The organism is bacterium (assembly GCA_021372615.1).
GTDB lineage: Bacteria > Armatimonadota > Zipacnadia > Zipacnadales > UBA11051 > JAJFUB01.
Genome location: JAJFUB010000011.1, coordinates 1 through 23,306 on the forward strand (window position 1 = coordinate 1; position 23,306 = coordinate 23,306).

At 65.5% G+C, this 23,306-nt stretch carries 17 protein-coding genes; 11 read left to right on the forward strand and 6 right to left on the reverse strand.

The window, feature by feature from the left end:
• Both LLH23_00795 and LLH23_00800 read right to left on the reverse strand, forming a co-directional pair.
• The coding region (locus LLH23_00795; GenBank protein ID MCE5237013.1) for a hypothetical protein at positions 1-576 on the reverse strand (576 nt) is incomplete at its 3' end.
• Between the two features lie 115 nt (positions 577-691).
• Positions 692-1,732: a hypothetical protein gene (locus LLH23_00800; GenBank protein MCE5237014.1), complete on the reverse strand. Its 1,041-nt coding sequence runs from the start codon at positions 1,730-1,732 to the stop codon at positions 692-694.
• A 309-nt stretch (positions 1,733-2,041) separates the two neighbouring features.
• Here LLH23_00800 and LLH23_00805 point away from each other — a divergent pair, with 309 nt between their 5' ends.
• Positions 2,042-4,888 carry a heparinase II/III family protein gene (locus LLH23_00805; protein ID MCE5237015.1) on the forward strand — a complete coding sequence of 949 codons (2,847 nt, stop codon included), beginning with the start codon at positions 2,042-2,044 and terminating at the stop codon, positions 4,886-4,888.
• Between the two features lie 139 nt (positions 4,889-5,027).
• On the opposite strand, the gene LLH23_00810 is transcribed toward LLH23_00805, so the two are convergent.
• Both LLH23_00810 and LLH23_00815 read right to left on the reverse strand, forming a co-directional pair.
• Positions 5,028-6,074 carry a Gfo/Idh/MocA family oxidoreductase gene (locus LLH23_00810; GenBank protein ID MCE5237016.1) on the reverse strand — a complete coding sequence of 349 codons (1,047 nt, stop codon included), beginning with the start codon at positions 6,072-6,074 and terminating at the stop codon, positions 5,028-5,030.
• Between the two features lie 704 nt (positions 6,075-6,778).
• Positions 6,779-9,808 (reverse strand): SAM-dependent methyltransferase, encoded by a 3,030-nt coding sequence (locus tag LLH23_00815; protein MCE5237017.1) that lies wholly within the window; start codon positions 9,806-9,808, stop codon positions 6,779-6,781.
• A 229-nt stretch (positions 9,809-10,037) separates the two neighbouring features.
• On the opposite strand from LLH23_00815, the gene LLH23_00820 reads away from it, so the two are divergent.
• The 10 genes from LLH23_00820 to LLH23_00865 all read left to right on the forward strand — a co-directional run bounded on the left by LLH23_00820 (position 10,038) and on the right by LLH23_00865 (position 19,869).
• Complete coding sequence (locus LLH23_00820; GenBank protein MCE5237018.1) at positions 10,038-10,421, forward strand: DUF302 domain-containing protein; 384 nt, start codon at positions 10,038-10,040, stop codon at positions 10,419-10,421.
• Between the two features lie 26 nt (positions 10,422-10,447).
• Positions 10,448-10,912 carry a large conductance mechanosensitive channel protein MscL gene (gene mscL / locus LLH23_00825; GenBank protein MCE5237019.1) on the forward strand — a complete coding sequence of 155 codons (465 nt, stop codon included), beginning with the start codon at positions 10,448-10,450 and terminating at the stop codon, positions 10,910-10,912.
• Between the two features lie 118 nt (positions 10,913-11,030).
• A complete protein-coding gene (locus LLH23_00830) occupies positions 11,031-11,702 on the forward strand; it encodes a thymidylate kinase (GenBank protein ID MCE5237020.1) in 672 nt (223 codons plus the stop codon).
• Positions 11,703-11,804: 102 nt separating this feature from the next.
• The gene (locus LLH23_00835; protein MCE5237021.1) at positions 11,805-12,611 is read left to right on the forward strand and encodes a thymidylate kinase; all 807 of its coding nucleotides are present in this window, start codon (positions 11,805-11,807) and stop codon (positions 12,609-12,611) included.
• A gap of 50 nt (positions 12,612-12,661) precedes the next feature.
• On the forward strand, positions 12,662-13,696 hold the full coding sequence (locus LLH23_00840; GenBank protein MCE5237022.1) for a PDDEXK nuclease domain-containing protein: 1,035 nt from the start codon (positions 12,662-12,664) through the stop codon (positions 13,694-13,696).
• A gap of 70 nt (positions 13,697-13,766) precedes the next feature.
• Complete coding sequence (locus LLH23_00845) at positions 13,767-14,795, forward strand: NAD/NADP octopine/nopaline dehydrogenase family protein (protein ID MCE5237023.1); 1,029 nt, start codon at positions 13,767-13,769, stop codon at positions 14,793-14,795.
• Between the two features lie 155 nt (positions 14,796-14,950).
• On the forward strand, positions 14,951-15,985 hold the full coding sequence (locus LLH23_00850) for a Gfo/Idh/MocA family oxidoreductase (GenBank protein MCE5237024.1): 1,035 nt from the start codon (positions 14,951-14,953) through the stop codon (positions 15,983-15,985).
• A 145-nt stretch (positions 15,986-16,130) separates the two neighbouring features.
• Positions 16,131-17,174: a Gfo/Idh/MocA family oxidoreductase gene (locus LLH23_00855; GenBank protein ID MCE5237025.1), complete on the forward strand. Its 1,044-nt coding sequence runs from the start codon at positions 16,131-16,133 to the stop codon at positions 17,172-17,174.
• Between the two features lie 603 nt (positions 17,175-17,777).
• Positions 17,778-18,125 (forward strand): hypothetical protein, encoded by a 348-nt coding sequence (locus LLH23_00860; GenBank protein MCE5237026.1) that lies wholly within the window; start codon positions 17,778-17,780, stop codon positions 18,123-18,125.
• 274 nt (positions 18,126-18,399) lie between these two features.
• The gene (locus LLH23_00865) at positions 18,400-19,869 is read left to right on the forward strand and encodes an MATE family efflux transporter (GenBank protein MCE5237027.1); all 1,470 of its coding nucleotides are present in this window, start codon (positions 18,400-18,402) and stop codon (positions 19,867-19,869) included.
• 730 nt (positions 19,870-20,599) lie between these two features.
• Here the strand turns inward: LLH23_00865 and LLH23_00870 are convergent.
• Together LLH23_00870 and LLH23_00875 are read right to left on the reverse strand one after the other, a co-directional pair.
• Positions 20,600-22,114, reverse strand: a complete 1,515-nt coding sequence (locus LLH23_00870; protein ID MCE5237028.1) for a DUF1846 domain-containing protein — start codon at positions 22,112-22,114, stop codon at positions 20,600-20,602.
• A 40-nt stretch (positions 22,115-22,154) separates the two neighbouring features.
• Positions 22,155-23,006, reverse strand: a complete 852-nt coding sequence (locus LLH23_00875; protein ID MCE5237029.1) for a hypothetical protein — start codon at positions 23,004-23,006, stop codon at positions 22,155-22,157.
• Positions 23,007-23,306 lie beyond the last annotated feature (300 nt).

Genomic DNA, 23,306 nt, shown 5'->3' on the forward strand with positions numbered 1-23,306 from the left:
GAGGGCCAGGCGGCGTTCCTCGGTGGTGAGGCTGGGCCAGGGAAGCCAGGCGAGCTTTTGCGGGTCGCCGCGCTCGTAGTGGAGGATCGCGAGGAGTTCGCGTGGGAGGTTGGAGAAGCGGACGCGGAGGGCGTCTTGGAGATGGGGGAGGAGGGCGAGGGTGCCTGCAAGATTGACGCATGTTTGTGGTGCGGTCGCGCTCAGGGGAGCGCTCCTACCGGTTCCTTCGTCACTTGTTGGGTCGACGAGGCTGAGGTGGCGGGCGAGGGCCGGGAGAGCGTAGCCGGGGGCGTCTGGGACGGCGACCAGGGCGCCCTCGAAGAGGTCAATGAGATTGCCGAGGGGCTTGCGCGCCAGGGGCAGGATCTCGGTCTGGGAGAGCAGGTTGGTGAGCAGCCGGGCGCGGTAGCAGACGATGGGGTGGTCGCCGCAGAAGAGCAGGAACTCCGTCAGCGGGGCGAGGCCGGAGCGCTGGCGGGTCTGCTGCCACGACCATTCGCGGGTGGTGTCGTCCAGGCGCGCGGTGAGGTGGATGGTGCTGTCTTCGATTGTTACTGCGGTGTAGATGTAGGGCATGAAAGGCGTTGATGGTTGATCGTTGATGGTAGAGGCGAAGGCGAGTCAGTCGCCACGGAGTGTCGGTGCGGGACGCACCGACCTACGCGTTGGGAAGGAGGCGGTGCGAGAGCAGTTAGGCCATTTCGCGGGACACTTCGGCCATGGCGATGAAGTTTTTGGCGGCGCGGTCGGTGTAGGTGCCGGAGGCCGTGCCACCGAGGACGAAGTTGTCCGGGCCAGCCTGGGCGAGGCGTTCGCGGGCTATGGCGCGGACCGTTGCCTCGGGCTCTTTGTCTATGACTTCCATATCATCAAGATTGCCGACGATGCAGACGCGTCCGGCGAGGGTCTCGCGGGCTTTGACGAGGTCGCAATCTCCCCAGGGCGGGGCCTCGAAGCAGTCGGCGGCGTCCATGCCGATGTCGGCGAACATCTCGAGGTACTTCATCACCGGGCCGTGGTTGTGGTAGTAGACGACGGCGCCGTGATCGTGCATGAGCTTGACTAGCTTGTGGTCGGGCTCGGTGACGGTCTGGCGGTAGGCGTAGGGGCCGAGTTGGGTTGAGGCGTATTCGCCGCCGATGATGCGGAAGCCGTCAATGCCCGCCTTGCACGCGGCCTCGGCAGCCTCAAGGGCGCGCTCGTTGGCGATGCGGATAAGCTCGATGAAAGCGTCTGGAGCGTCAACCCAGAGCAGGGCGAAATCTTCGGGCGAAAAGAGCGTGGCGGGTGTGCAGATGGCGTCGGAGAAGCCGCAGAGGACGAGGCCCTCGTCGCCGAGGCGGTTCTTCCATTGGTTGAAGACCGTGGGATCGGGTAGCACGGGCTCGTAGGGGACCGAGAGCGCTTTCTCGATGTCGTCGGCGGTCCGGCAGGGGAACTCCATGGTCGCCTGGGTGATGTCGGTGCGGCGGTTGAGCTGGTGGAGGTCGCCCTTGGGAGTGTGGTAGGTGAAGCGGGTGACGTAGCCCTCGGTCTCGACGGTGGTCTTGACGGCCCTGCCCCAGAAGCCGCCGCCGGCGCCGCCCACCGAGGCGATGAAGTCGGTCTTCTGAACCAGTTCGAGGCCGATCTCGCTGTCGGGATTGACGTGGCCGAAGCCGAAGGGGGCTACTGGCACGCGGTCGGGCTTCTGATGGGCGAAGGCGCAGAGGAGACGTTCGCGGGAGTTCACGTGTTGGGCTCCGGAGAGAGAGATGACGGCGAAAACAGAGAACAGAAAACAGAAAACGGAAGACAGGGAGAGGCGAACGAGTCGGTTTTCTGTGGCGGTGTGGGTGCGGGACGCACCCACCTACGCGGGAAGGGCAGGTCTGAGACGGGTTGAGGGGTAATGATAGCATATCTTTGGGTGATGAGGAACATTATGCGATATTGGGCGCTTTGCGGTCTGCTTGCAGGGAGCCTGGGCTGGGGGCAGGCTGGCCCGGCTTTGGTTTGTTTTGGTGGGTTTGAGGAGGGGAAGGTGTGGCCGGGCGGGACTGTGAGCACCGACGTGGTGAAGGTGGGGAAGGGGGCGATGCGGTGGGTGCCGGCGAAGGCGGCGAGTCTGTCGGCGCAGGGGGTGCCTGCGGACTGGTCGGGGTATGACAGGCTGAGCTTCTGGCTGCACAGCGCTAAGGCGAATGGGCAGATCAATACCATTGTGGCGACTTCGGAGAATCCGGCCAATGGCAAGGAAGAGTGGGACTATTACTTCTATCACCTGACTGTGGACTGGGCGGGCTGGCGGCAGGTGACGCTGCGGCGGGGCGTGGAGATGCAGGCGTCGCGGCGGCCGTTGGGGTGGGACCAGATCCAGGCGCTGACGTTCAACTCGGGCGGGTGGGACCATAAGGCGCTGGCGGATACGGAGTTGGTGCTGGATGAGGTGTGCCTGTCGCGGGACCCGGTGGCGGTGGAGATGGGGCAGGCCGAGCGCATGGAGGGGCCAGTGCGGGTGGTGCAGCGGGTGCAGGTTACGGGGCGGGATGACAAGCCGGTGCGGGTGAAGCTGGGGCTTGACCGGGCGGGGCTGAAGCTGTTTGAGGCGGAGGTCGAGAAGGAGGAACTGGGGCCGATACCGAGTGCGCAGACCGCGGAGGCCGTGGTGACGATGAGGCTAAAGGCAGGAGTGAAGGCGGAGCCGCTGGCGCGGGAGACGGTGGGGCTGGAGGTGACACCGGTGGGCTACGAGCAGGCGGCACAGAGGGTGGAAGTGGCGGCGACGGTGCCGCTGGCGGCGCGGCCGCACCCACGGCTGTTCTTGACGGCGGCGGAGATCGCGGCGGCTAAGGAGCGGGCGGCGAGGTTGCCGTGGGCCGACGCGCAACTCAAGGGCATCATATCGCGCGGCGAGGCGGCGCTGAAGCTCAACTGCGCGGAGATACCGGACCGGGGAGGGCAGTGGGGGCACTACTATGTGTGCAAGACGTGCGGGGTGAGCCTGAAGAAGCTCGACAACACGCACCACGAGTGCCCGAAGTGCAAGCAGGTCTACAGCGGTTGGCCGTGGGACGACGTGATCATCGCGAGTACCCACCACAGCTTCACCGATGGCATTGAGCGGCTGGGGCTGGCGTATGCGTTCAGTGGCGAGGAGAAGTATGCGGAGAAGGCGCGGGAGATATTGCTGGCGTATGGGGAGAAGTACCGGACGTTCCCGTACCATGACAGCCGCGGGGGCGACGCGCGCTCGGGCGGGAGGCTATACGCCCAGACGCTGGATGAGTCGGTGGACATCATCGGCGTGGCCTTTGGGTATGACCTGGTGCATGACGCGAAGTGCTTCACGGCGGAGGATCATAGGAAGATCGAGGACGGGTATCTGCGGGAAGTTTGCCGGACGATCCAGCGGCATGATGCGGGGATCTCGAACTGGCAGACATGGCACAACGCGGGTGTGGCGGCGGTGGGGTTCTGTCTCGATGACCCGGAGTTGATTGGATGGGCGATCAACGGCAAGAGCGGGCTGCGCTTCCAACTGAAGAACAGCGTGCTACCGGATGGCTTTTGGTATGAGGGGACGGCGGGGTATCATTTCTATGCGCTGGATGCCCTGCGGTACACCGTCGAGGCCGCGTATCAGGCGGGGATAGACTTCTACGGCGACCCGGTGTACAAGTCGCTGTATGAGGGGCCGATGCAGTATACGTTCCCGGATGGGAATTTCCCGGCGATAAATGACAGCAGCAAGATGAGCATCTCGGGGCAGAGTCGGTTGTATGAGCTGGCGTATGCGCGGTTCAAGGACCCGAACTTCGCTTGGGTGGCAGGGTTTGGGAAGAGGGCGAGCCGGGAGGCATTCTTGTGGGGAGTGGAGGAGTTGCCGGCGGTGACGGCACCGAAGCTGGCGAGTAAGAACTTCAACGGGCTCGGCGCGGCGGTGTTGCGCGTGGGCGAGGGGGCGGACGCGGCGTATGTGCACTTTGACTATGGGCCGCATGGCGGCGGGCATGGGCATCCGGACAAGATGGTGGTGACGCTGTGGGGGCTGGGGCAGGAGATCGCACCCGATCCGGGGTGCCTGGCATATGCGGCGGCGCTGCATACGAGCTGGTACCGGCAGTCGGTGGCGCATAATGTGATTGTGGTGGATGGGAAGTCGCAGATGCCGACGGAGGGGAAGTGTGGGTTGTTTGCGTCATGGCCGGAGGCGGCGCTGGCGGCGGGGTCGTGTGAGACGGCGTATGAGGGCGTGACGTTGAAGCGGACGGTGCTGCTGACGCCGACGTATCTGCTGGACCTGCAGGGGGCAACGAGTGCCAAGCCGCATGTGTATGACTATGTGTGGCACAACGTGGGGGCGATGACCCCGAACGTGGCTGTGACGCCGAAGGAGGGGACGCTGGGGAAGGACGCGGGGTATCAGCACTTCACGGGGTTGCAGCAGGGGTCGGGGGAGAAGGACTGGAGTGTGGACTTCGTGCAGGCCGGAGCGGGCGAGACGCCCGCACTACGCGGGTCGGGGACGGTGCGGCTGACGATGGTGGGGGCAGCCGGGACGGAGTTGTACTTTGGGAGCGGGCTCGCGGGGCGGCCGCCGCAGCCGTGTCCGATGGTCGTGGCGAGGCGGCAGGCGGCGGAGACGCTGTTTGCGTCGGTGGTGAACTTCAGCAAGACGGCGCCGGAGGTTACGGCGGTGGAGTTGGTGCCGGTGACGGTGGAGGGGAAGGCGGCGAGTGCTCAGCAGGCGGTGGCGGTGAAGGTGACGCGCGGGGCGGCGGAGGATTGGCTGCTGGTGGCTACGGTGGGGGGAGAGAAGCGGTTTGGGGAGTTCACGACGACGGCGCGGGCGTGTTTTGTGACGCGGGAGGGCGGTAAGGTGGTGGGGATGCGGCAGGTGGAGTAGTGGTTGGTGGATTCGCGGCAGGTGGGCAGGGGAAGAGATCGCGGTCTGGTGACCGCTCCTACAGGCGATGGTAGCGTTGACGCAGTAAAATGGGACAGGCCTCGCGGCCTGTCCCATCTTCGTTGGTGAAGGCAGGTTACTACAGCGGCAGGTTGACCTTGCAGCCGTCGTCGGCGCTCTTGTACATCGCGAGGGCGATTTCGAGGCTGCCGCGGGCCTTTTCGAGGGTGACCCACGGGTCTTTGCCCTCGTTGATGGCCTTGACCATGTCCTCGATCATGTACATGTGCTCGGTGAAGGCGAAGTCAGCCGCGCCGCCGGCAGCGGTGGTCTGGGCTGCATCGCCGATGCTCAGCATGTCGGCGTCGCCGGGCTGCTCCTCGCGGAACTTCCAGGTCGTGATGCGCTCGCCCTGCATGATCGCGGTGCCGTTCTCGCCGTTGATCTCGATGCGGATGTCGGTGCCGGGCCATAGGGCCGTGCTGGCCTCGACGATGCCCTTGCCGCCGTTCTCCCAGTCTATGAAAGCCTGCAGCGTGTCCTCAAGCTGGACCTCGGGGTGGGCAACGTTGAACATCCGGGCTTCCACGCCCTGGGCCTCGCCCATCAGGTGGTGGAGCAGGTCGATGTAGTGGAAGGCGTGCTGGATGGTGACCCCGGCGCCCTGGTCGCGCTTGCTGCGCCAGTCGTCGGAGAGGTAGTAGGCGGTGTCGCGGAACCACTTCATGTGCGCGCCGGCGTAGTAGAGCTTGCCGAAGCGGCCGCTCTGGATGGCGTTGTACATGGCCTGAATGGGCTTGCGGAAGCGGACCTGGAGCGAGATGGCGACCTTGACGCCGTTGCGGTCGCGCGCGGCGATCATCGCGTCAACCTTGTCCAGCGTCATGTCCGGCGGCTTCTCGATGACGACATGCTTGCCGGCGTCCATGGCGGGGACGGCGAACTGCGCGTGCATGGCATTGGGGGTCAGGACATTGACGACATCAATGCGCGGGTCGGCCAGCAGCGCCTCGAACGACGCGGCGGCCTCACAGCCGAAGTCGGCGCAGAACTTGTCGAGCCGTTCCTGCTGGGGATCGGTGGCGGCGATAAGCTGCGCGCCGGCGGCGGCCTGAATGGCCTTGCCGTGGAACTGTGAGATGAGGCCGCAGCCGACGAGGCCGAAGCCGAGGGGGGTGGTGGACATCCTGCGCCTCCGCGGGGTGGAGTAGAACATCAGTTGAGGCTGATGAAGAGATGCATCAACCTGATTGGCACACACGTCTCTCGCTGGCTATGGGTTGAGCAATAGAGATGCTGGTGATCGGGGAAATCGTGCGCCCGTGAGAGCCCATCTTGGACGCCCAGCAAAGTAGCTTTCTTGGCCAATGCTCGACAGATGAAAGCGGCCGCTGATGCGGGATCACCTTCAAACACATAACCCGCCATTACAGCACAGGGATGTCCCCGGCTGTAGCTGCAATCGACGAAACGTTGGACGCCGGCATTTATGTAATAACTGGTGTAGTTGCCAGCACGAAGTCCGCTGACCTTCTTGCACTCAATCCCAAGATACCTCTGCGGGTGCTGGAACGAACATGTGAATATGGCCAAGAAATCGGGCTCACCAGTCTTTGCCGATGAGTACTGGCCGCCAACGCCATCGGAGTAGACCGAACCCTCTGGGATCACATACACAGACGGGATACTGTGGCTTGCCTCATCGACAAGGTATGGCCGGAGACGGGCATTGATGGGTACTTCCTTCATCCGCGCAACCCCCGGAGTAGCCAGCACCATGGACTGGACTGCCCTCTCCAGGATTCCCAGTACATGTCCCAGCAGGCCCGGCCGTAACTCAAAGAAGGGCGTTCCTATTCTGTCCGTTTCCCCGCTCGGTTCCATGTCCACTCACAGATGGTCAGAAATGACGGCACCGGCATCTCTATGCGCCGCAGCCTTCGTCCAGTACCGCTTCTCTGCACGCTTGATGATCAGCAGGCCCGAGCCAGGGTCGTAGACACGGATGTTCCTGCGAACGGCAAGATTAGCGTCAACCTGATGGTGCAGCGTCCGAGACAGCGACCGCAGTACGACGCTCCCCGGAACGTCCTTGTGTTGCACTACCCTCGCGTCTTGCTCAACCAGACTCGTCTCAACCAGTTGGATTACCTGTAGGGGGTCGCTGTCACCGCACCATATCGTGATGGCTGCCTGTCTGCCAGATGGCTCAAGATACGGGTTCAGACTGGCTGCGAGCACGGCGGCGTACGCGTCAAGATCCTGTGCGTTCGGTGGTTCTGGAGCAAAGGACGCTTTCTTGCTCTCACGGAAGAAGCTGATAGTGGAGGTGACTACCTCATCGACGAAATCAGATTCCCGCGCCGTTAGCCTGTACACCTCAGCAACTAGCCGCTGGAGCTCCTCGTGCGCCGGCAACGCGTCCGCAGTGTCGTGGCCATGGCGCAAGAGCGTCTCCAGTTCGCAGATTCGCCCGCGCTGTTGAGCCGTGAGGTCATGCCATTCCGGAACCGGCAGCGCCGCGATCTCGCTCGGTAGCACATCATCTCGCTCTACCCCCCAACGAGACGACGTCAGGAAGAGGAAATACTGCGCCACGTCCGAATTGAGAAGCACGGACAGGTACTGTCCCAGCTGCTCATCAGTTTCCCCCAGGGATAGCCCCCAATATCGCGGCGAGAACACCACGCCTGATGGCACGTAGGCCGCCGTTATTCTGTCTTCCTTGGGCGAACGCCCGACGAGCAACTGTGGTCCCAGGAAGAGGTGCGGCGTCTTCTTGTCACGCCAACGGTCGGCACGATCGGTCTCTTGGACTGCCGACAGCACCAGCGAACTACCATACGGGGGTATGTCTTCCTCGCGCAGCAGCGGTCTGCCCACGAAGCTCGGTGGGGGAGGAGCGCCCTGATCGCGGCGCTTTGACAGTGGTTTCCTGTCGAGATTGAATATCCCGCAGCCTGCTCCTCGCTGCCAGCCACGGCCGTCCGCAAGCTGCTCCAATGTAGGCTGCTCGCGCAGATGCTGAAGCAAGTTCCAGTCTGCAGCGCTGCCCCAGAACGACGCTTTCCAGATGGAATGATCGTGTCTGATCAAGTCGAGCGGCAGGTTAACCTTGTCGTCATCCAGTATGACCACCTGCTTGGTGGTATCCACCGCTCGAGACACCTTAGGAGCATCATATCTCACCGTCGCGTCTTCCGTTGGTGGCCCGTTCTCGCACAGAACTACTGCTGGCGGGGCAGTGACCCCTCTGAATATCTCAGCGTCCCGAAGGTGCATGAGATTCACGACGTGCAGGTTACTGCACTCGCTCAGTAGCCGCTCAACCGTCCTACGCCCCCGCGGCTGGAAGAGCATCAAAGCCGGCACCATCATGGCGATGCGACTGCCATCTCGGCCGAGCTGCTGCGCTCGCCATAGGAATGCGTGATAGGGCTGGTTGTTGTCTAGGGGGAGGCCTCTCTTGTTGCAGTACGCAGAGGCAGAGGCGCAGTGCTCCCTCGACTGCGTCCAGGGCGGATTGCCGACCACTAGGTCGAATTCACATGATGCAAACGGCCATCGCGCATTATACACGGCATCTTCATCGAAGGCGTCCATACCAGAAAACAACGAAATCCCCTCAAGGTGCGGCAACCGTATATCCGCTGCGCATGGGACCTCACACGCATTCTCCAGCAAGGCGAGATAGAGACTGAACGCGGCGATACGGCCGGCATCCAAGCTAATCTCAAGGCCAAACACCTGCCCTGTCAGGATACGACTGAGTTCGGCAAAGGTAGGCGCGACCCCAGTTCGCTCGCGCCGGCGGAAAGCTAGCCGCCTGAAGACCTCCACGAGGAACGCACCTGATCCACAGGCAGGGTCAAGAACGAGGGCGCTGTCATCCAACCCTCGCATGGCTTCTTCTACGATTGAGCGGACCAACAGGGGGGGTGTATAGTGGACCCCGGTCTTGTTCTGAACCGGTTGCTCTTGGCCTGTCGCCGTGTTCTGCCCTGCCGGTTCGTCCTCACGGGTGAACATCTCGTATAAGCTGCTAATCAGTTCCACCGGGATCGTGGCGAAGTCGTATGGCCACAGGCGTCGTTGGCCAGTGCCCATCTGCTCGCCCGACAGGAACCTCTCCAGTACTCCCCAGTGCTGCGTCTTGAGGGCCGCGGTCTCATGATCCTCGAGAGGAAACAGATCCCCATTGAAAGCTTCGGCCATCCACCTGAACAGAGCGATGGCAGAGGTCTGATCGGTGAAGATGCCCGCCAAGACGTCCTGCCCAAACCGCTCACGGAGGAAATCCGGGCTAAGTACACCGCGGTCCGTCAGGTATGACAGGAAGATCGCCCGGCCGAGAAGCGCCTGGGCTGTCTGAAGCGTTAGCTGCTCACCGACGAGGAGGTTGCGCGCGTCTGCGATGTCTTTGAGCAACTGGCTGTCCACGCGCTCTCGCGCGGTGATCTTCATCCCCGGAGTCGTCTGCCAGAAACTCCCGGTATCGAAGCAGACTCTCCCATAGGTGTCCCGCAGTGTCTCATCGGTCAGGCTCAGGATACTGAGAAGCGCTCCGCTGTGTTCCTGTTCGCGCTCGTCGCCCTCGAGCTTCGATGGGTGCGCGTACGAATTGTATAGGTACACTACGTCGCCACTGACGAGGCAAAGGACTGGAGCGTCACCGCGATTCCAGGCCAGATGGTGCCATGCGCGACCGGCTTCGGCATTGATCTCGTCAAGCCACTTGAAGTAGATCTGGGGCATGCCGGAGATCGCATAGGCGGCATCCGCACGGGCGCTGGACAGGAAGTCGCCGTAGCTCAAGGCCACCGACTCCGTCTGCACGGAGGAACCGTCGGCTAGGGCCAGGCCCTCCGCCCCTGCATAGCCCATGCGGTCGATTGCCTCCATCAGCCGTGGGTCAGCCATGATGGTTGATCCTCTGGTATCGATGGGTAGTCACTGCGAGGCGCCGTCAGCCTGACCAGCGGCTGACGGCCACGAACGGTAAGGTTACAGCAAGCCAATCGTGGTGTCAACGCAGCGCGGGGGTGCCCTCCCCCTCGGAGCGACCCCCTCCTCCCCGCTGTCAGAGCCGCGGCCCCCCCGTTGCCCCCTCCTCCCCTCACTGGTATGATACCGCCCACAGGAGGCGACTATGCTCTACGAGAAGCAAGCTAGCGGTACTGCCGAAGACATCCTCGCGCGGCTGGCCGCCGCGGTGGCCGCGCACAAGTTCGGCGTCATCAGCCAACTCGACCTGCAGGCCAAGCTGGCTGAGAAGGGCGTGGACCTCGCGCCGGTCTGTTGGGTCGTGGAGGTGTGCAACCCGGTGCAGGCCCAGCGCGTGCTGGAGCAGGAGATCACGCTGGCGACGATGCTGCCCTGCCGCCTCTGTCTCTACGAGCGCGCGGGGGCGCTGTGGGTCGGCACGCTGCGGCCCAGCCAACTCATTGGCCTGATGGGCCAGCCGGCGCTGGCGCCGGTGGCGGCCGAAGTCGAAGCGACACTCATCGCAATCATTGACCAGACATGCGCCTGAGCGGGCGCACCACAGGAGGCGACGGCATGCTCAAGGAGTTCAAGGAGTTCGCCATCAAGGGCAACATGCTGGACATGGCCGTGGGCATCATCATCGGCGCGGCGTTCGGCAAGATCGTCACGTCGTTCGTCGAGGATGTCATCATGCCGCCCGTCGGGCTGCTGCTGGGCAAGGTGGACTTCTCCGCGCTGTTCCTGAGCCTCAACGGGCAGAGCTACGCCTCGCTCGCCGCCGCCAAGCAAGCCGGCGCCCCCACACTCAACTACGGGGCATTCCTCAACAACATCCTCAGCTTCATCATCGTCGCCTTCGCCGTGTTCCTGCTGGTCAAGGCCGTGAACCGGCTGCGGCGGCAGGGCGAGGCCGCCGCGGAGGAGGCCGAAGAGGCGACCGAGAAGACCTGTCCGTTCTGTCGGTCGCAGATCTCCATGGAGGCCACGCGCTGCCCGCAGTGCACCTCGATGCTGGAGGATGAGCCCGCTGCCCACTGACACGCCGGACCCGGGGGCAGCCCTAGCATCCGGGGCGGGTTCAGCGATTTGCCTGGCCGGGCGATCGTGCTATACTCGTAGGCCCTGACCCATCATCTTGCACCGCGAGTTGAGGACCATGCGACCCAGCAGTGACTTTCCGGGCAAGCTCTTCGTCGTGGAGGGGATTGACGGCTCGGGCAAGAGCACGCAGATGCACTTGCTGGATACCTGGCTGCAATCCCAGGGCTACAGCACGTTCTTCTCCGAATGGAACTCGTCGGAGCTGGTGAAGAGCGCGACCAAGCGCGGCAAGGCGCGCCACCTGCTGACCCCGCTGACCTTCAGCCTCATCCACGCCACGGATTTCGCCGACCGCACCGAGCGCAACATCGTGCCGCCGCTGAAGGCGGGCGCGGTGGTGCTGGCCGACCGCTATGCCTACACGGCCTTCGCGCGCGACGGCGCGCGCGGGTGCCACCCCGACTGGGTGCGGGAGCTGTACTCGTTCTCGGTGCAGCCGACGGTGGCGCTGTACTTCAAGGTGCCGCTGGAGGTCGCGCTCAACCGCATTCTGGTCGGCCGGCCGGAGCTGAAGTTCTACGAGGCCGGCATGGACATGGGGTGGAGCGACGACGTCTACCAGTCCTTCCGCATCTTCCAGGGCAAGATCCTGGAGCAGTATGAGGGCATGGTGGACGAGTTCGGCCTGCACGTGATTGACGCGACGCTGCCGATCCCGGATCAGCAGGAGCTGGTGCGCGAGGTCGTCCGCCCGCACCTGAACGGCCTGCTGCGCAAGCCGGGCTAGAGGCGAGGGGCCTGACCCCACAATCACCCGATCCACCCGGGGTCAGCCCCCTCCCGGGCCTGCGGCCCGTCCGGGGACAGACCCCTGCGACAGGAGCCTCCTATGCACATCAAGAGCTACTGGCATCCCTACCCTGGCCTGGCCGAGGACGAGGAGTACCCGGGGCGGCTCATCGTGCTGGAGGGCACGGATGGCGTCGGCCGCTCGACGCAGATCACGCTGCTCAAGCGCTGGCTGGAAAGCTCCGGCATCGCGGTGTATGACACCGGCCTGACGCGCTCGAACCTCGCCGGCCGGCATCTGCGCGAGGCCCGCGAGGGGCATACGATGGGGCGCATGACGCAGGCCCTGTTCTACGCCACGGACTTCGCGGACCGGCTGGAGAACGAGATGGTCCCGGCCCTGCGCGCCGGCTATGTCGTGCTCACCGACCGCTATGTCTACTCGCTCATCGCCCGAGGGATCGTCCGCGGGCTGGACCCGGACTGGATGCGCCGGATCTACGGCTTCGCCATCCAACCCTCGGCGGTGTACTACCTGAAGATCACAATCCCCGACCTCATCCCGCGTGTGCTGGCCAGCGGCGGCTTCGACTACTGGGAGTCGGGCGCCGACTACTCCGCCGGTGGCGACCTCTATGACTGCTTCGTCAAGCACCAGTCGGCGCTGCTGGAGCAGTTCGAACAGATGGCCGACGAGTTCGGCTTCGTCAGCGTGGATGCCTCGGCCTCGATAGACCAGACCTTCCAGACGCTGCAGCAGCGCCTGAGCGAGATGATGCAGGATGCCTCGCTCAAGCCCGGCATGGCCACGCCGCTGCTACCGCCCCCGGCGGGGCGCCGGCCGTCAAGCGACCGCGTGGCCGAGGTGCTGCGGGAGTTCCTGGCGTCGCTGGAGGGCGAGGGCTAGACACCGCGACACCGACCACTGCCACGGGGGGTGATGACGTGGACACAAGCATGGACGTGCCGGACGAGGCGTACGGGCAGTGGCTGGTGCAACTCAAGACGCGAATTCAGGGCGCCCAGCTACGGGCGGCCCAGTCGGTCAACTCCGAGCTAGTGCTGCTGTACTGGTCCATCGGCCGGGATATCCTCGAGCGCCAGCGTGAGCACGGTTGGGGGGCCCGGGTCATAGACCGCCTGTCGGCGGATCTGCGCCGCGAGTTCCCGGACCTCAAAGGGTTCTCCGTCCGCAATCTCAAGTACATGCGCGCCTTTGCCGAGGCCTGGCCAGAGGAGGCAATTGTGCAACAGCTTGTTGCACAACTGCCCTGGGGGCACAACGTGCGTATCCTGGACGGCACGAGCGGAGTCGAGGAGCGCCTCTGGTACGTCAAGGCCGCCCTCACCCATGGTTGGTCGCGCAACATGCTGGTGCACCAGATTGAGAGTGGGCTGCACCTGCGGCAGGGCCAGGCCGTCACGAACTTCGCCCAGACGCTGCCGGCGCCACAGTCCGACCTGGCGCGAGAGATCCTCAAGGATCCCTACAACTTCGACTTCCTGACGATGTCCGACCAGGCACAGGAACGCGACCTGGAGCACGCGCTACTGGCGCAACTGCGTGATGCCCTGCTCGAGTTCGGCGGTGGCTTCGCCTTCGTGGGCAGTCAGTACCCCCTGGAAGTCGGCGGGGAGGACTTCTTCCTCGATCTACTGTTCTACCACCTACGGCTACGGTGCTTTGTGGTCGTTGATCTCAAGGTCGGCAAGTTCAGGCCTGAGCACGCCGGCAAGATGAACTTCTACCTGTCCGCGGTGGACGATCTGCTCCGCCATCCGTCGGACCAGCCCTCGATCGGTCTGATCCTGTGCAAGACCAGGAACGGGGTCGTGGCGGAGTACGCGCTGCGCGACATGCGTAAGCCCGTGGGTGTGGCGAACTACCGGCTGGGGAAGGCCCTGCCCGACGCTCTGCAGGCGGCCCTGCCGTCGGTTCAGTATCTCCAGACGGAGTTGCAGCTAGCCGATGACGACGACAGCCAGTCCTGAGCGCCCCGCCCGCACTATCAGCCAAGCCGCCGTCCTCGGCGCCGGGGGTGGGGGGAGAGCTTCTGCTTACATGCTCGCCGCCCATGGCCTGGCCGTCCGCCTGTGGGAAGCCCCGCAGTTCGCCGCTAACCTCACCGATCTGCAGGCGGGCACTCTCCGCCAGGATGCCGAGCCCGGCGGCGAGGTGGCCCTGCAACTCACCACTACCGACCTCCCCACCGCCATCGCCGGCGCAGACCTCGTCGTGTCCTGTGTGCAGCGCGGCTCGCACCGCCTCATCGGCGAGCAGCTGGCCGACTGCCTGACCGATGAGCAGATGCTGCTGCTGAACCCCGGCAGCCTCGGTGGGGCCCTGGAGATTGCTGCCCTCTTCCGGTCGCGCGGCCGGGCGTGTCCGCGGATCGCCGAGACGGGCACGTTGGCCCACTGCGCCCGGCCGGTCCCCGGCGGCGTGCGCACGACGCTGACTGTCCGCCATGTCTTCTGCGCCGCCCTGCCGGCCGCGCATACGGCGGCGATGTTGGAGGCCCTGCGGCCGTACTACCCGTATCTCGTGCCGGCGCAGTCTGTGCTGGAGACCGGCCTCTACAATGGCAACCCCGTGCTGCACCCGGCCATCGCCCTGCTCAACGCGGGGGCCCTGGAGCGCAATGACGGGACCTTTCGCTTCTACGGCGATGGCATGACGCCGGCGGTGGCGCGGCTGATCGAGGCCGTGGACGGCGAGCGCCAGAGGCTGGCCGCCGCCTACGGCCTGAAGCTGATCCCCGAGCCCACGCTGTCGGTCATGCAGGGCTATGCCGACCACGAGGATTACCTGCGCTGCTACCGCGACAGCGCCATCTTTGCCCCCCTCGTCGCCCCGAACACACTGGACCACCGCTACTTCCACGAGGATGTCGGCGAGGGCCTCATCACCTGGCTGGCGCTGGCCGAGGTGGCAGGAGTGCGGCTGCCGCTCGTGGAAGCGATGGTGACGGTGGCGGAGACGATCACCGGCCAGGACTACCGGAGCGGCCAGGCGGAGCGGCTGGCGCGGTTGGGGCTGGGCGGCCTGGACCGGGCGGGGATACTCGAATACGTGCTTAGCGGGGCATGAAGCTGAGCTTGAGAGGATGGCGAGGATAGAGGCGAGGATGTAGAGGATGGCTCTGAGGTCGTCCAGGCCCTTTCTCTGTCGTTCATCCTCGATATCCTTGCCTCTATCCTCGCCATCCTCTCAAGCTCACTGAGCTCAGTCCGCCAAGTTTCGGGATGACCACCTTAGGCCTCGCCATCATCGGCGCCGGTGGCGCGAACATCGCCACCAGCAGTCACCTCCCTGCCCTGCGGCACATCCCGGAGGCGCGCCTGGTCGCGTTGCATGATGTCAATGCGGAGGGTGTGCGCCGCTTTGCCGACGAGTACGGCGCCGAGGCCTACACGGACCTCGCCGCGATGCTCGCGCGCGACGACGTGGAGGTCGTCGTCGTCGCCAGCCCCGACCGCTTCCACTGCGAGCATGTCGTGCAGGCCGCCCAGGCCGGCAAGCACATCCTGTGCCAGAAGCCCCTGGCCCTCAGCCTCGACGAAGCCCGGCGGATGGTCGCGGCCGTGACGGCGGCCGGGGTGCGCTTCGGCGCGGCGCAGTCGTTTCGCTACGAGGCGGGGGCGCGCCAGGCCCGGCAGCTCATCGCCGAGGGCGCCATCGGCCAGCCCGTGTACGCCAGCTTCAGCGTCAAGGGCCGCTTCTATCCGTATCCCCCCGACAGCCCCTACCGGCGCCAGGACACCGGCGGGCAGTTCCTGCACAACGGCCCGCACTACGTGGACCTGCTGTGCTGTCTGCTGGATGACCTGCCTGTCCGCGTGTTCGGCCAGAGCCGCGCGCACTACCCGACTGAGGACCGCCTGGAGACCGACAACTACACGGTCTGCCTGCTGGACTTCGCCCGCGGGGCCCTGGGACGCGTCGAGCAGAACCTGACCATGCTCGACCCGCCCGGCTTTCCCCAGCGGCAGGAGACGCGCGTCATGGGCACCGAGGGCAACCTCGTGTTCGGGACCGGCCAGACGCCCGCCTTGGAGGTCTTCGACGGCAGCGGCTTCTCGGTCGCCCAGCCGCAGACGATCCCGCCGGACGAGGAACCGTTCGTGCTGCTGCAGCGCGACTTCTTCCGCGCAGTCCTCGAGGACCGCGAGCCCCCGATCTCGATGGAGTGGTCGTTCCGGGTGCTGGAGGCGTGCCTGGGGACGCTGGAGTCATGCGCGACGGGAGAGCCGGTGGCGTTGGGGCGGATTGGGGCTTAGCGGAGAACGGTGCTGAGCTTCAGAGGATGTAGAGGATAACGGCGTGGATGTCGAGGATGACTCTGTTGTTGTCCTTCATCCTCGCTATCCTTGCCTCTATCCTCTCCATCCTCTCAAGCTCAGCCTCATCACTCGCCAACTGATCATGGAAACGACTCTTGGCGTCGGTATCATTGGTAACGGCATTCGGGGCCGGCATGGCTACGAACACTTCCTGCGCGCCCATCCGGCGGTGCGGCTGCGGGCGCTCGCCCAGTACCCGGAGGCCTCCCCCGGCCTGCTCGAAGGCAAGACCGAGGACGACTTCCGGCGCTATGCCGAGGGCCTGGGCGTCGCGTACCTGGGCTATGACGTGGACGCCTTGCTGGCGCGTGAGGACATTCAAGTCGTCAGCATGATGGTAGAGCCGGGACTGGCGGCGGAGTACGTCGAGCGGATCGCCGCGGCGGGCAAGCACATCGTGTCCGACAAGCCCATGGCCGGCAGCGTGGCACAGGGCCGGCGCATCGTCGAGAGCGTCCGCCGCCATGCCATCCAGTTCATGGTGGCGCTCAACGAGCGGTACTCCCCGCCCTTCCGCGAGGCGCAGCGGCGGTTGGCGTCGGGCGGCGTGGGCGAGTTACTCGCGGCCACCGTCACCTTCTGCCTGGGCGGGCCGCTGGCGGGCTTCACCGGCAACGCTGCCTACCGCGAGTCGTTCGGCGGGGGCGAGTGGGCCAACTTTGGCTGCTATTGCGCCGACTACATGAACTGGCTCGCGGGCAGCCGACCGGTCAGCGTGTGCGGGCATATGGGCACGTTCTTCTACGACGACTACCGCGAGGCGGGGATGGAGGATCTGGCGGAGTGTGTCGTGCGGTACGAGAGTGGCGTGATCGGGACGCTCCTCGCCGGGCGGCCGAGGGCCGCGTACGCCGCCGGGTATGTCACCGCCGACCTAACGTGCGCGGGCGGGTCGCTGCGGGTCAATGGCAACATGCCACTGCTGGAGATCACCGCCGGGCAGTACGGCCGGCGAGGCTACGGCTCCACCGGCCTGAACGAGCTGTGTGGCGACTTCGTGGAGGCGGTGCTCCAGGATGGCCCCTCGCCGATCCCGGCTGAGGACGGCCTGCTGGCCCTGCAGGTCGTCCATGCGGCATACGAGTCGGCACGGACCGGGCAGCCGGTGGATCCCCTGGCGCTGTGAGGTGGTCGTCGCGAGGGCTTAGTGGATGGTGACGGTGAGCTGGAGAGGATGGAGAGGATAGCAACTGTGTCGTGAGTCAAGGCTCTTGTGGCGCTCTTTGGGATAGGTTGTTGCCTGTGCTGCCGCGCCATGGGAAACGCGACGGATAAGTACCTGTCGCCGACTCCCGTCAGTGTGAGAGCCTCCAGCCGGCGCCAGGCACTTACCGCCACCACTTGCCACAGCCCCACCGAGTTCTCCACGACGCTGGGGTGGTGGCTAACCAGCGACCGCGGCCTGTCGGTTCCACAGCTGACGGCGTTTGAGCAACGTATTCATGATGATCGACAGTTTGCGCATGCAGGCTACCACCGCTACCTTCGTGGGATTGCCAAGCCGAAGCGGAGGGGCCTGTGACCCCAACGGCCAATCCACACACCAGACGCGCGGCAGGTTGGCTTGTGAAGGAAGATGCCCACCTGACACGGGTGATTCCGATCAGGGGGAGAAGGGCGATGCATGATGGGACCCGGGCGGAGCGGTCACATACTGTCCTCCCTGAGCTTCCTGCCATTCCTGGCGGGCCTCGTCCTCATCACCATTCCAGAGACTGGGGGGCTGGGCGTGCTGCTGCTGCTGACCTGGCCGCTGCCGATCATCGTCTTGGACCGCCGTAAGGCCAGCGGAGCGGCCAGTCTCACCGCGACAGGCATAGCGGTCGCTCTGTTGGCAGCAGTGAAGCTGTTGACTACCCAAGTGCATCGCCCTCCTGACGAGGTTGAGCTGGGGCTCACTGGCGCTGTCGCGTCGGTGCTCGCGGCACTCAGCTTGATCTCACTTCTGCTGGGAACCGGACTCGGAGTACGGGCGTACCGACGACGGCAGCCTGGCGGGAAGGCCGCACTGGTAGTCAACCTCGTCGCCCTGGGTGCGCCGGTTCTGCTGTGCTTGGTCGCTGAATTGCGGTCGTGACCTGCCGCGTCTGGCGACACCATTGCCAGACTCAGCTAGACCTCTCCCTGATGCCCGTTGTCGCTGTCCGCCGGGCTTGGTACACTTCCTGCTACCTGCCGGAGGATAGCGACAAGGATGGCGAGGATGAGGGACATCGTTCTGGAGCCGTTCCCAATCCTCCATCATCTCTATCTCTGCCGTGATCCTCTCCAGTTCACCGTCATCCGTTGCCATGCAACCGGGGTAGTCTCTCCTTGACGTTCCCCTCTGCTGGTCTATAGTGACTCCCGTCATGTCTCCTGAGCATCGCCGCGACATCCTGAGCTTCCGCGGCCGCTGGGCCGCCACCTCGGGCTACCGCGAGGTGCTCGTGCTCGCCGGCCCGCTCATCCTCAGCACCGGCACCATGACGGTGCAGCAGTTCATCAACCGCATGTTCCTGTCGTGGTACTCGCCCGAGGCGCTGGCGGCGTCGCTGCCGGCGGGGACACTGGCCTACACCATGCTGTGCTTCTTCATCGGCACCGCCTCGTATGCCAACACCTTCGTGGCGCAGTACCACGGGGCGGGGCAGCCGCAGCGGATCGCAGCGGCGGTCTGGCAGGCGATCTACCTGGCACTGGCCGCCGGGGTCATCGTCATGCCGCTGGCGCTGGCGGGGCGACTGATCTTCTCGCTGTCCGGCCATGCTCCGGCAGTGGTGACCCAGGAGATCATCTACTTCGGCATCCTGGTGTGCGGGGGCGGCGTCGGCATTCTGTCATCGGCGGTGTCGGCTTTCTACACCGGGCGCGGCCTCACGCGCACCGTCATGGCCGTCAACATCGGCACCGCCCTGCTCAACGTGGTGCTCGACTACCTTCTCATCTTCGGCCACCATGGCTGCCCGCGGCTGGGCATCGCCGGAGCGGCCTATGCCTCCGTCGCTTCCTCGGGGGTGGGGGCGCTGGTGTTCCTGACGCTCTTCCTGGGCGGCCGGGACCGGCGCACCTATGGCGTATGGGCGGCGCGGGGGCTGGACCGGGACCTGTTCACCCGGCTGCTGCGTTTCGGCGCGCCCAGCGGTCTACACTTCATGCTCGACTTGCTCGGCTGGTCGCTGTTCGTCATCTTCGTCGGGCGGCTGGGCGTGCGCGAGCTGGGCGCCACCAATCTTGCCTTCCAGGTCAACAGCTTCGTGTTCATGCCGATGATCGGCATGTCCATCGCCACGGCGACGCTGGTGGGGCAGCGGCTGGGGGAGAACCGCCCCGAGCTGGCCGCCCGCACCACCTGGTCCTCCTTCCACCTCACCTTCGCCTACATGGGCGCGTTCGCGCTGCTGTGCGTGCTGATCCCACATGTCTTCCTGCTGCCCTTCGGCGCGCGCGCCAACCCCACGGAGTTCGCGGCGCTCTCCGGCATGGCGGCCCGCATGCTCGTGTTCGTGGCCATCTACTCGCTCTTTGACGGCGCCAACCTGATCTTCTCGGCGGCGCTGAAAGGCGCGGGCGATACGCTGTTCATCATGCTGACTTCGTCGGTGCTGGGGATGGTGCTGATGGTGCTGCCGACGTGGCTCGTGTGCCGCGACGGCCGGGGCAGCGTCTGGCTGGCGTGGGGCTTCCTGACGCTGTTCATCACCGTGCTGGCCGGCTGCTACCTGGCGCGATTCCTGCAGGGGAAGTGGCGGACGATGCGCGTCACGGAGGCCTTCCATGCACCCGTGACAACGGTGACGCCACCGCCGGAGGTGCCCCTGGTGGACGGCGAGGTCGTCTGAGGGGTGGATGCCTCACGGCGCACCGACGACATGGCGCAAGCGCAGACACGGCACGGGACAGCCCTTGGTGGCTGTCCCGTGTGCGTTGCCTGCCCTTGTGCAGGGCACCCATTGCACTGTAGTTCAGCACGTCTGCCGGAGGGATGAGGCATAGGGAGGTTCTGCGATTGCGGACGGAAATGGTTGGTTACCCCACCCACCGGTCGCTGACGGCCACGGGTATCGGCCGATGGCGACGGCGTGCCACATTGGCCGATGGCGACCGCGGTGTGCGGGGGCCGTCAGCGCCGGAGGCGCGGCTCATGCTAGGCGGGCGCGGCAGCGCCCGTCCACCAGGTTCCCCTCATCCTCCCCCTCCGCCAGGAGCCCTGCAGGGGCGACACACCCGAGCTGCACGCGCGGCCACCGACGACGCGGCCGGAGGATGCCATGGGCGCCAACCGGTCGTGGGGCCCCGCCCCTACGGGGCACCCCACGGCTCTATCGAGGGGAAGGGAACGGCCGGGTGGGACGGGGGCTACCGCCCCCGCCTAGATTGAGTCGGCCCTCCGGGCCTCAACGGCAACGGCCCCCCCGGGCAGTCACCGACGACACCGCCATGGGCGGACGGCGACGGCGACGGGCCGCCCCATCGCCGCGCAGGCGGTGGTGTTTGCGGCCGAGATGCAGCAGCGCATCGCCGTAGCCGCGCCGGGTCCTGCCGCCGGCATTGGTCGTGAGCGGCGGGCGCCTACCGCAAGAAGTAGCCCTGGGCGGTGGGGTCGGCGTCGGTGGTGACGGCGATGCCCAGCTTGCGCAGGCCGGCTTCGTCGCCGGGCCCCGGCTCGTGAGTCAGATGCATCTGCGCCCCGCGCAGTTGCGGAAGCTGGTCCATCCCCGCCCGCGCCGCCGGGTTCGAGGCCGCGCTGATGCCCAGCGCCACCAGCACCTCCTGCACGTTCAGACTCGGCGACTGTGAGCCCAGGTAGTTGGCCTTCAGACCCGTCACGCTCTGCACCACCGCCTCCGGCAGCAGGTGGATGGCGTCGGGGATGCCGGCCAGGCGCTTGAGGGCGTTGATGAGAGCCGCTGAGGCCGAGTGGAACAGCGGGGAGTTCTTGCCGGTGACGATGGTGTCGTCGGGGAGTTGCAGGGCGGCGCCGCAGTAGAAGCCTTCGTTGCCTCGCTGTGCTTTCTCGGCCGCCGCGGCGGCCTCGCGAGCAGGCGTAACGACCGGGCGGTCAGCGGGGGTGACACCCAGGCGCGCCATCAGGCGCTCGACGCGCTCGACGGCGTGACGCGAGGTGAGCCCACGCCGCGCCTCCCAGTAGTGCCGGAAGTACCGGCGGATGACCTCCTGGGTGGAGGCCTCGCGCACCACGGCATCGTCCACGATCCCAGACCCCGCGCGGTTCACCCCCATCTCCGTCGGCGAGCGGTACGCGTGGTCGTCACCGACGATGCGCTGCATGATGAGCCGCAGGATCGGGAAGTTCTCCACGTCGCGGTTGTAGTTGACGGCCGGCTCGCCATAGGCCTGCAGGTGATGCGGGTCAATCATCACGATGTCGCCCAGGTCGGCCGTGGCGGCTTCGTAGGCGACATTGACGGGGTGCTCGACCGGCAGGTTCCAGATGGGGAAGGTCTCGAACTTGGCGTACCCCGCCGTCACGCCGTGCAGGTGTTCGTGGTAGAGCTGTGACAGACAGGTGGACATCTTGCCGCTGCCCGGCCCGGTGCCGGTGATGACCACCAGCGGCGCCGTGGTCGCCACGTGGGGGTTGCGGCCGTAGCCCTCGGTGGAGACGATCAGGTCAATGCCATTGGGGTAGTCGGCAATGGCGTAGTGAGCATACACCGGGATCTCTGCCCGTTCCAGCCGCCGGATGAGGCGGTCACAGCCCGGGCCGGGCGTGTAGCGGGTGATGACGACCGCGGCGGTGGACAGACCCCAGTCGCAGAGGTCATCGAGCGCCTTCAGAGTCGCCAGGTCGTAGGTGATGCCGAAGTCGCCCCGGATGCGGCCCCGCTCAATGTCGTCAGCACACACGCAGAAGACGACCTCGGTGCGGTCCTTGAGGCCCTGGAGCAAGCGCATCTTCACATTCGGGTCATAGCCGGGCAAGACGCGCGCGGCGTGGAAGTCGAAGGTGAGCTTGCCGCCGAACTCCAGGTACAGCTTGCCGGAGAAGCGGCGGACACGCTCCAGAATCGCCTCGGTCTGCTCGCGCAGGTACTTGTCGTTGTCGAACCCGATCTTGCTCATGCGGGCCTGCCTCCATGTGTGTGCGGCGTCCGGCCGCAGCCTATACCGGCAGCTCCAGTCCGTCGAAACCCACGAGGATGCCGTGGGGTGTGAAGTACTCCTCGAGCTGGTGGTGCAGCCAGCCGCCGTTGTGCGAGAAGTGGTTGGCCACAAAGCGGCAACCCTCGGCCAGAGCGCCGCGTCGGGCCAGCTCGTCGCGCACCTCGACTACCCATTCGCAGTTCAGATGATGTGACCCGACCCAGGACTTCTCCGCATCGCGGGGGCCGGTGCCCAGTGGCCCGGAGGTGCAGTCCATCACGACCACATGCAGTTCGTGCTGCGCCAGGAGGTCCCACACTTCCGGGACCCACCAACCCGTGTCATTGCCGATGACCACGCCGCGGCCCTCCCACACGAACAGGTAGTTGAGCGCCGTCTCATCATCGTCGGCATGGCTGGCGGTCAGGGAGATGGCGACGAGGCCGTCCTCCAACTCGAACCGCTCAAACGGCTCGGTGCGATGGAACGTCATCCGCAACGGGTCGGGGTCGGGGAACTCGGCGACGAAGCCCACCTCGGTCTGGCGGTTGCCATAGACAGTGAGCCAGGAGTCGTCGACTAGGCGTGAGAAGCCCGGCTTGCGCCAGGCCAGCTCCTCGGGGCACCAGTGATCCTGGTGGGAGTGGGTGATGAACAGGTGACGCAGGGGCGCGTAGTCCACGTTCAGAGCGACCATGCTGCTGTACGAGTCCGGGCCCCAGTCAATGTGCACGTTCTCGCCGAGCTGGTAGGTGGTGCGGCGGCGGATGTCTTTGCCGCCCCGACGGCGCGCCTCGACGCACGCCGAGCAAGCACAGAAGGTCGCCGGCCATCCCTCGGCGGCGGCGCTCCCCAACACTTTCAAGAACATTTTCCACAACCTCCGGCAATCGTGACGGCGCCCCCGGACGCACGCTGAAAGTAGCTTGTTCGCGCTGCAGGACGGTCTCTCCTGCCTGTCCAAGTGCCCTTCCGACGCCCCGCAAGGCACCGATAGGGCCGATTCAGAGCCCGAGGGAGATTGTTTTGGACCGGGGAGGTGGGGACGCCGGCTACGGGGAAGGATGGGCTGGCTCGGGGGGCCCGTAGTGCCCGAGGAACACCCGAAGTATGACACATTTTGGTCAACAAAAGTCGCAGAAATACCGTTTGACCTCCCCTATGGGTTGCG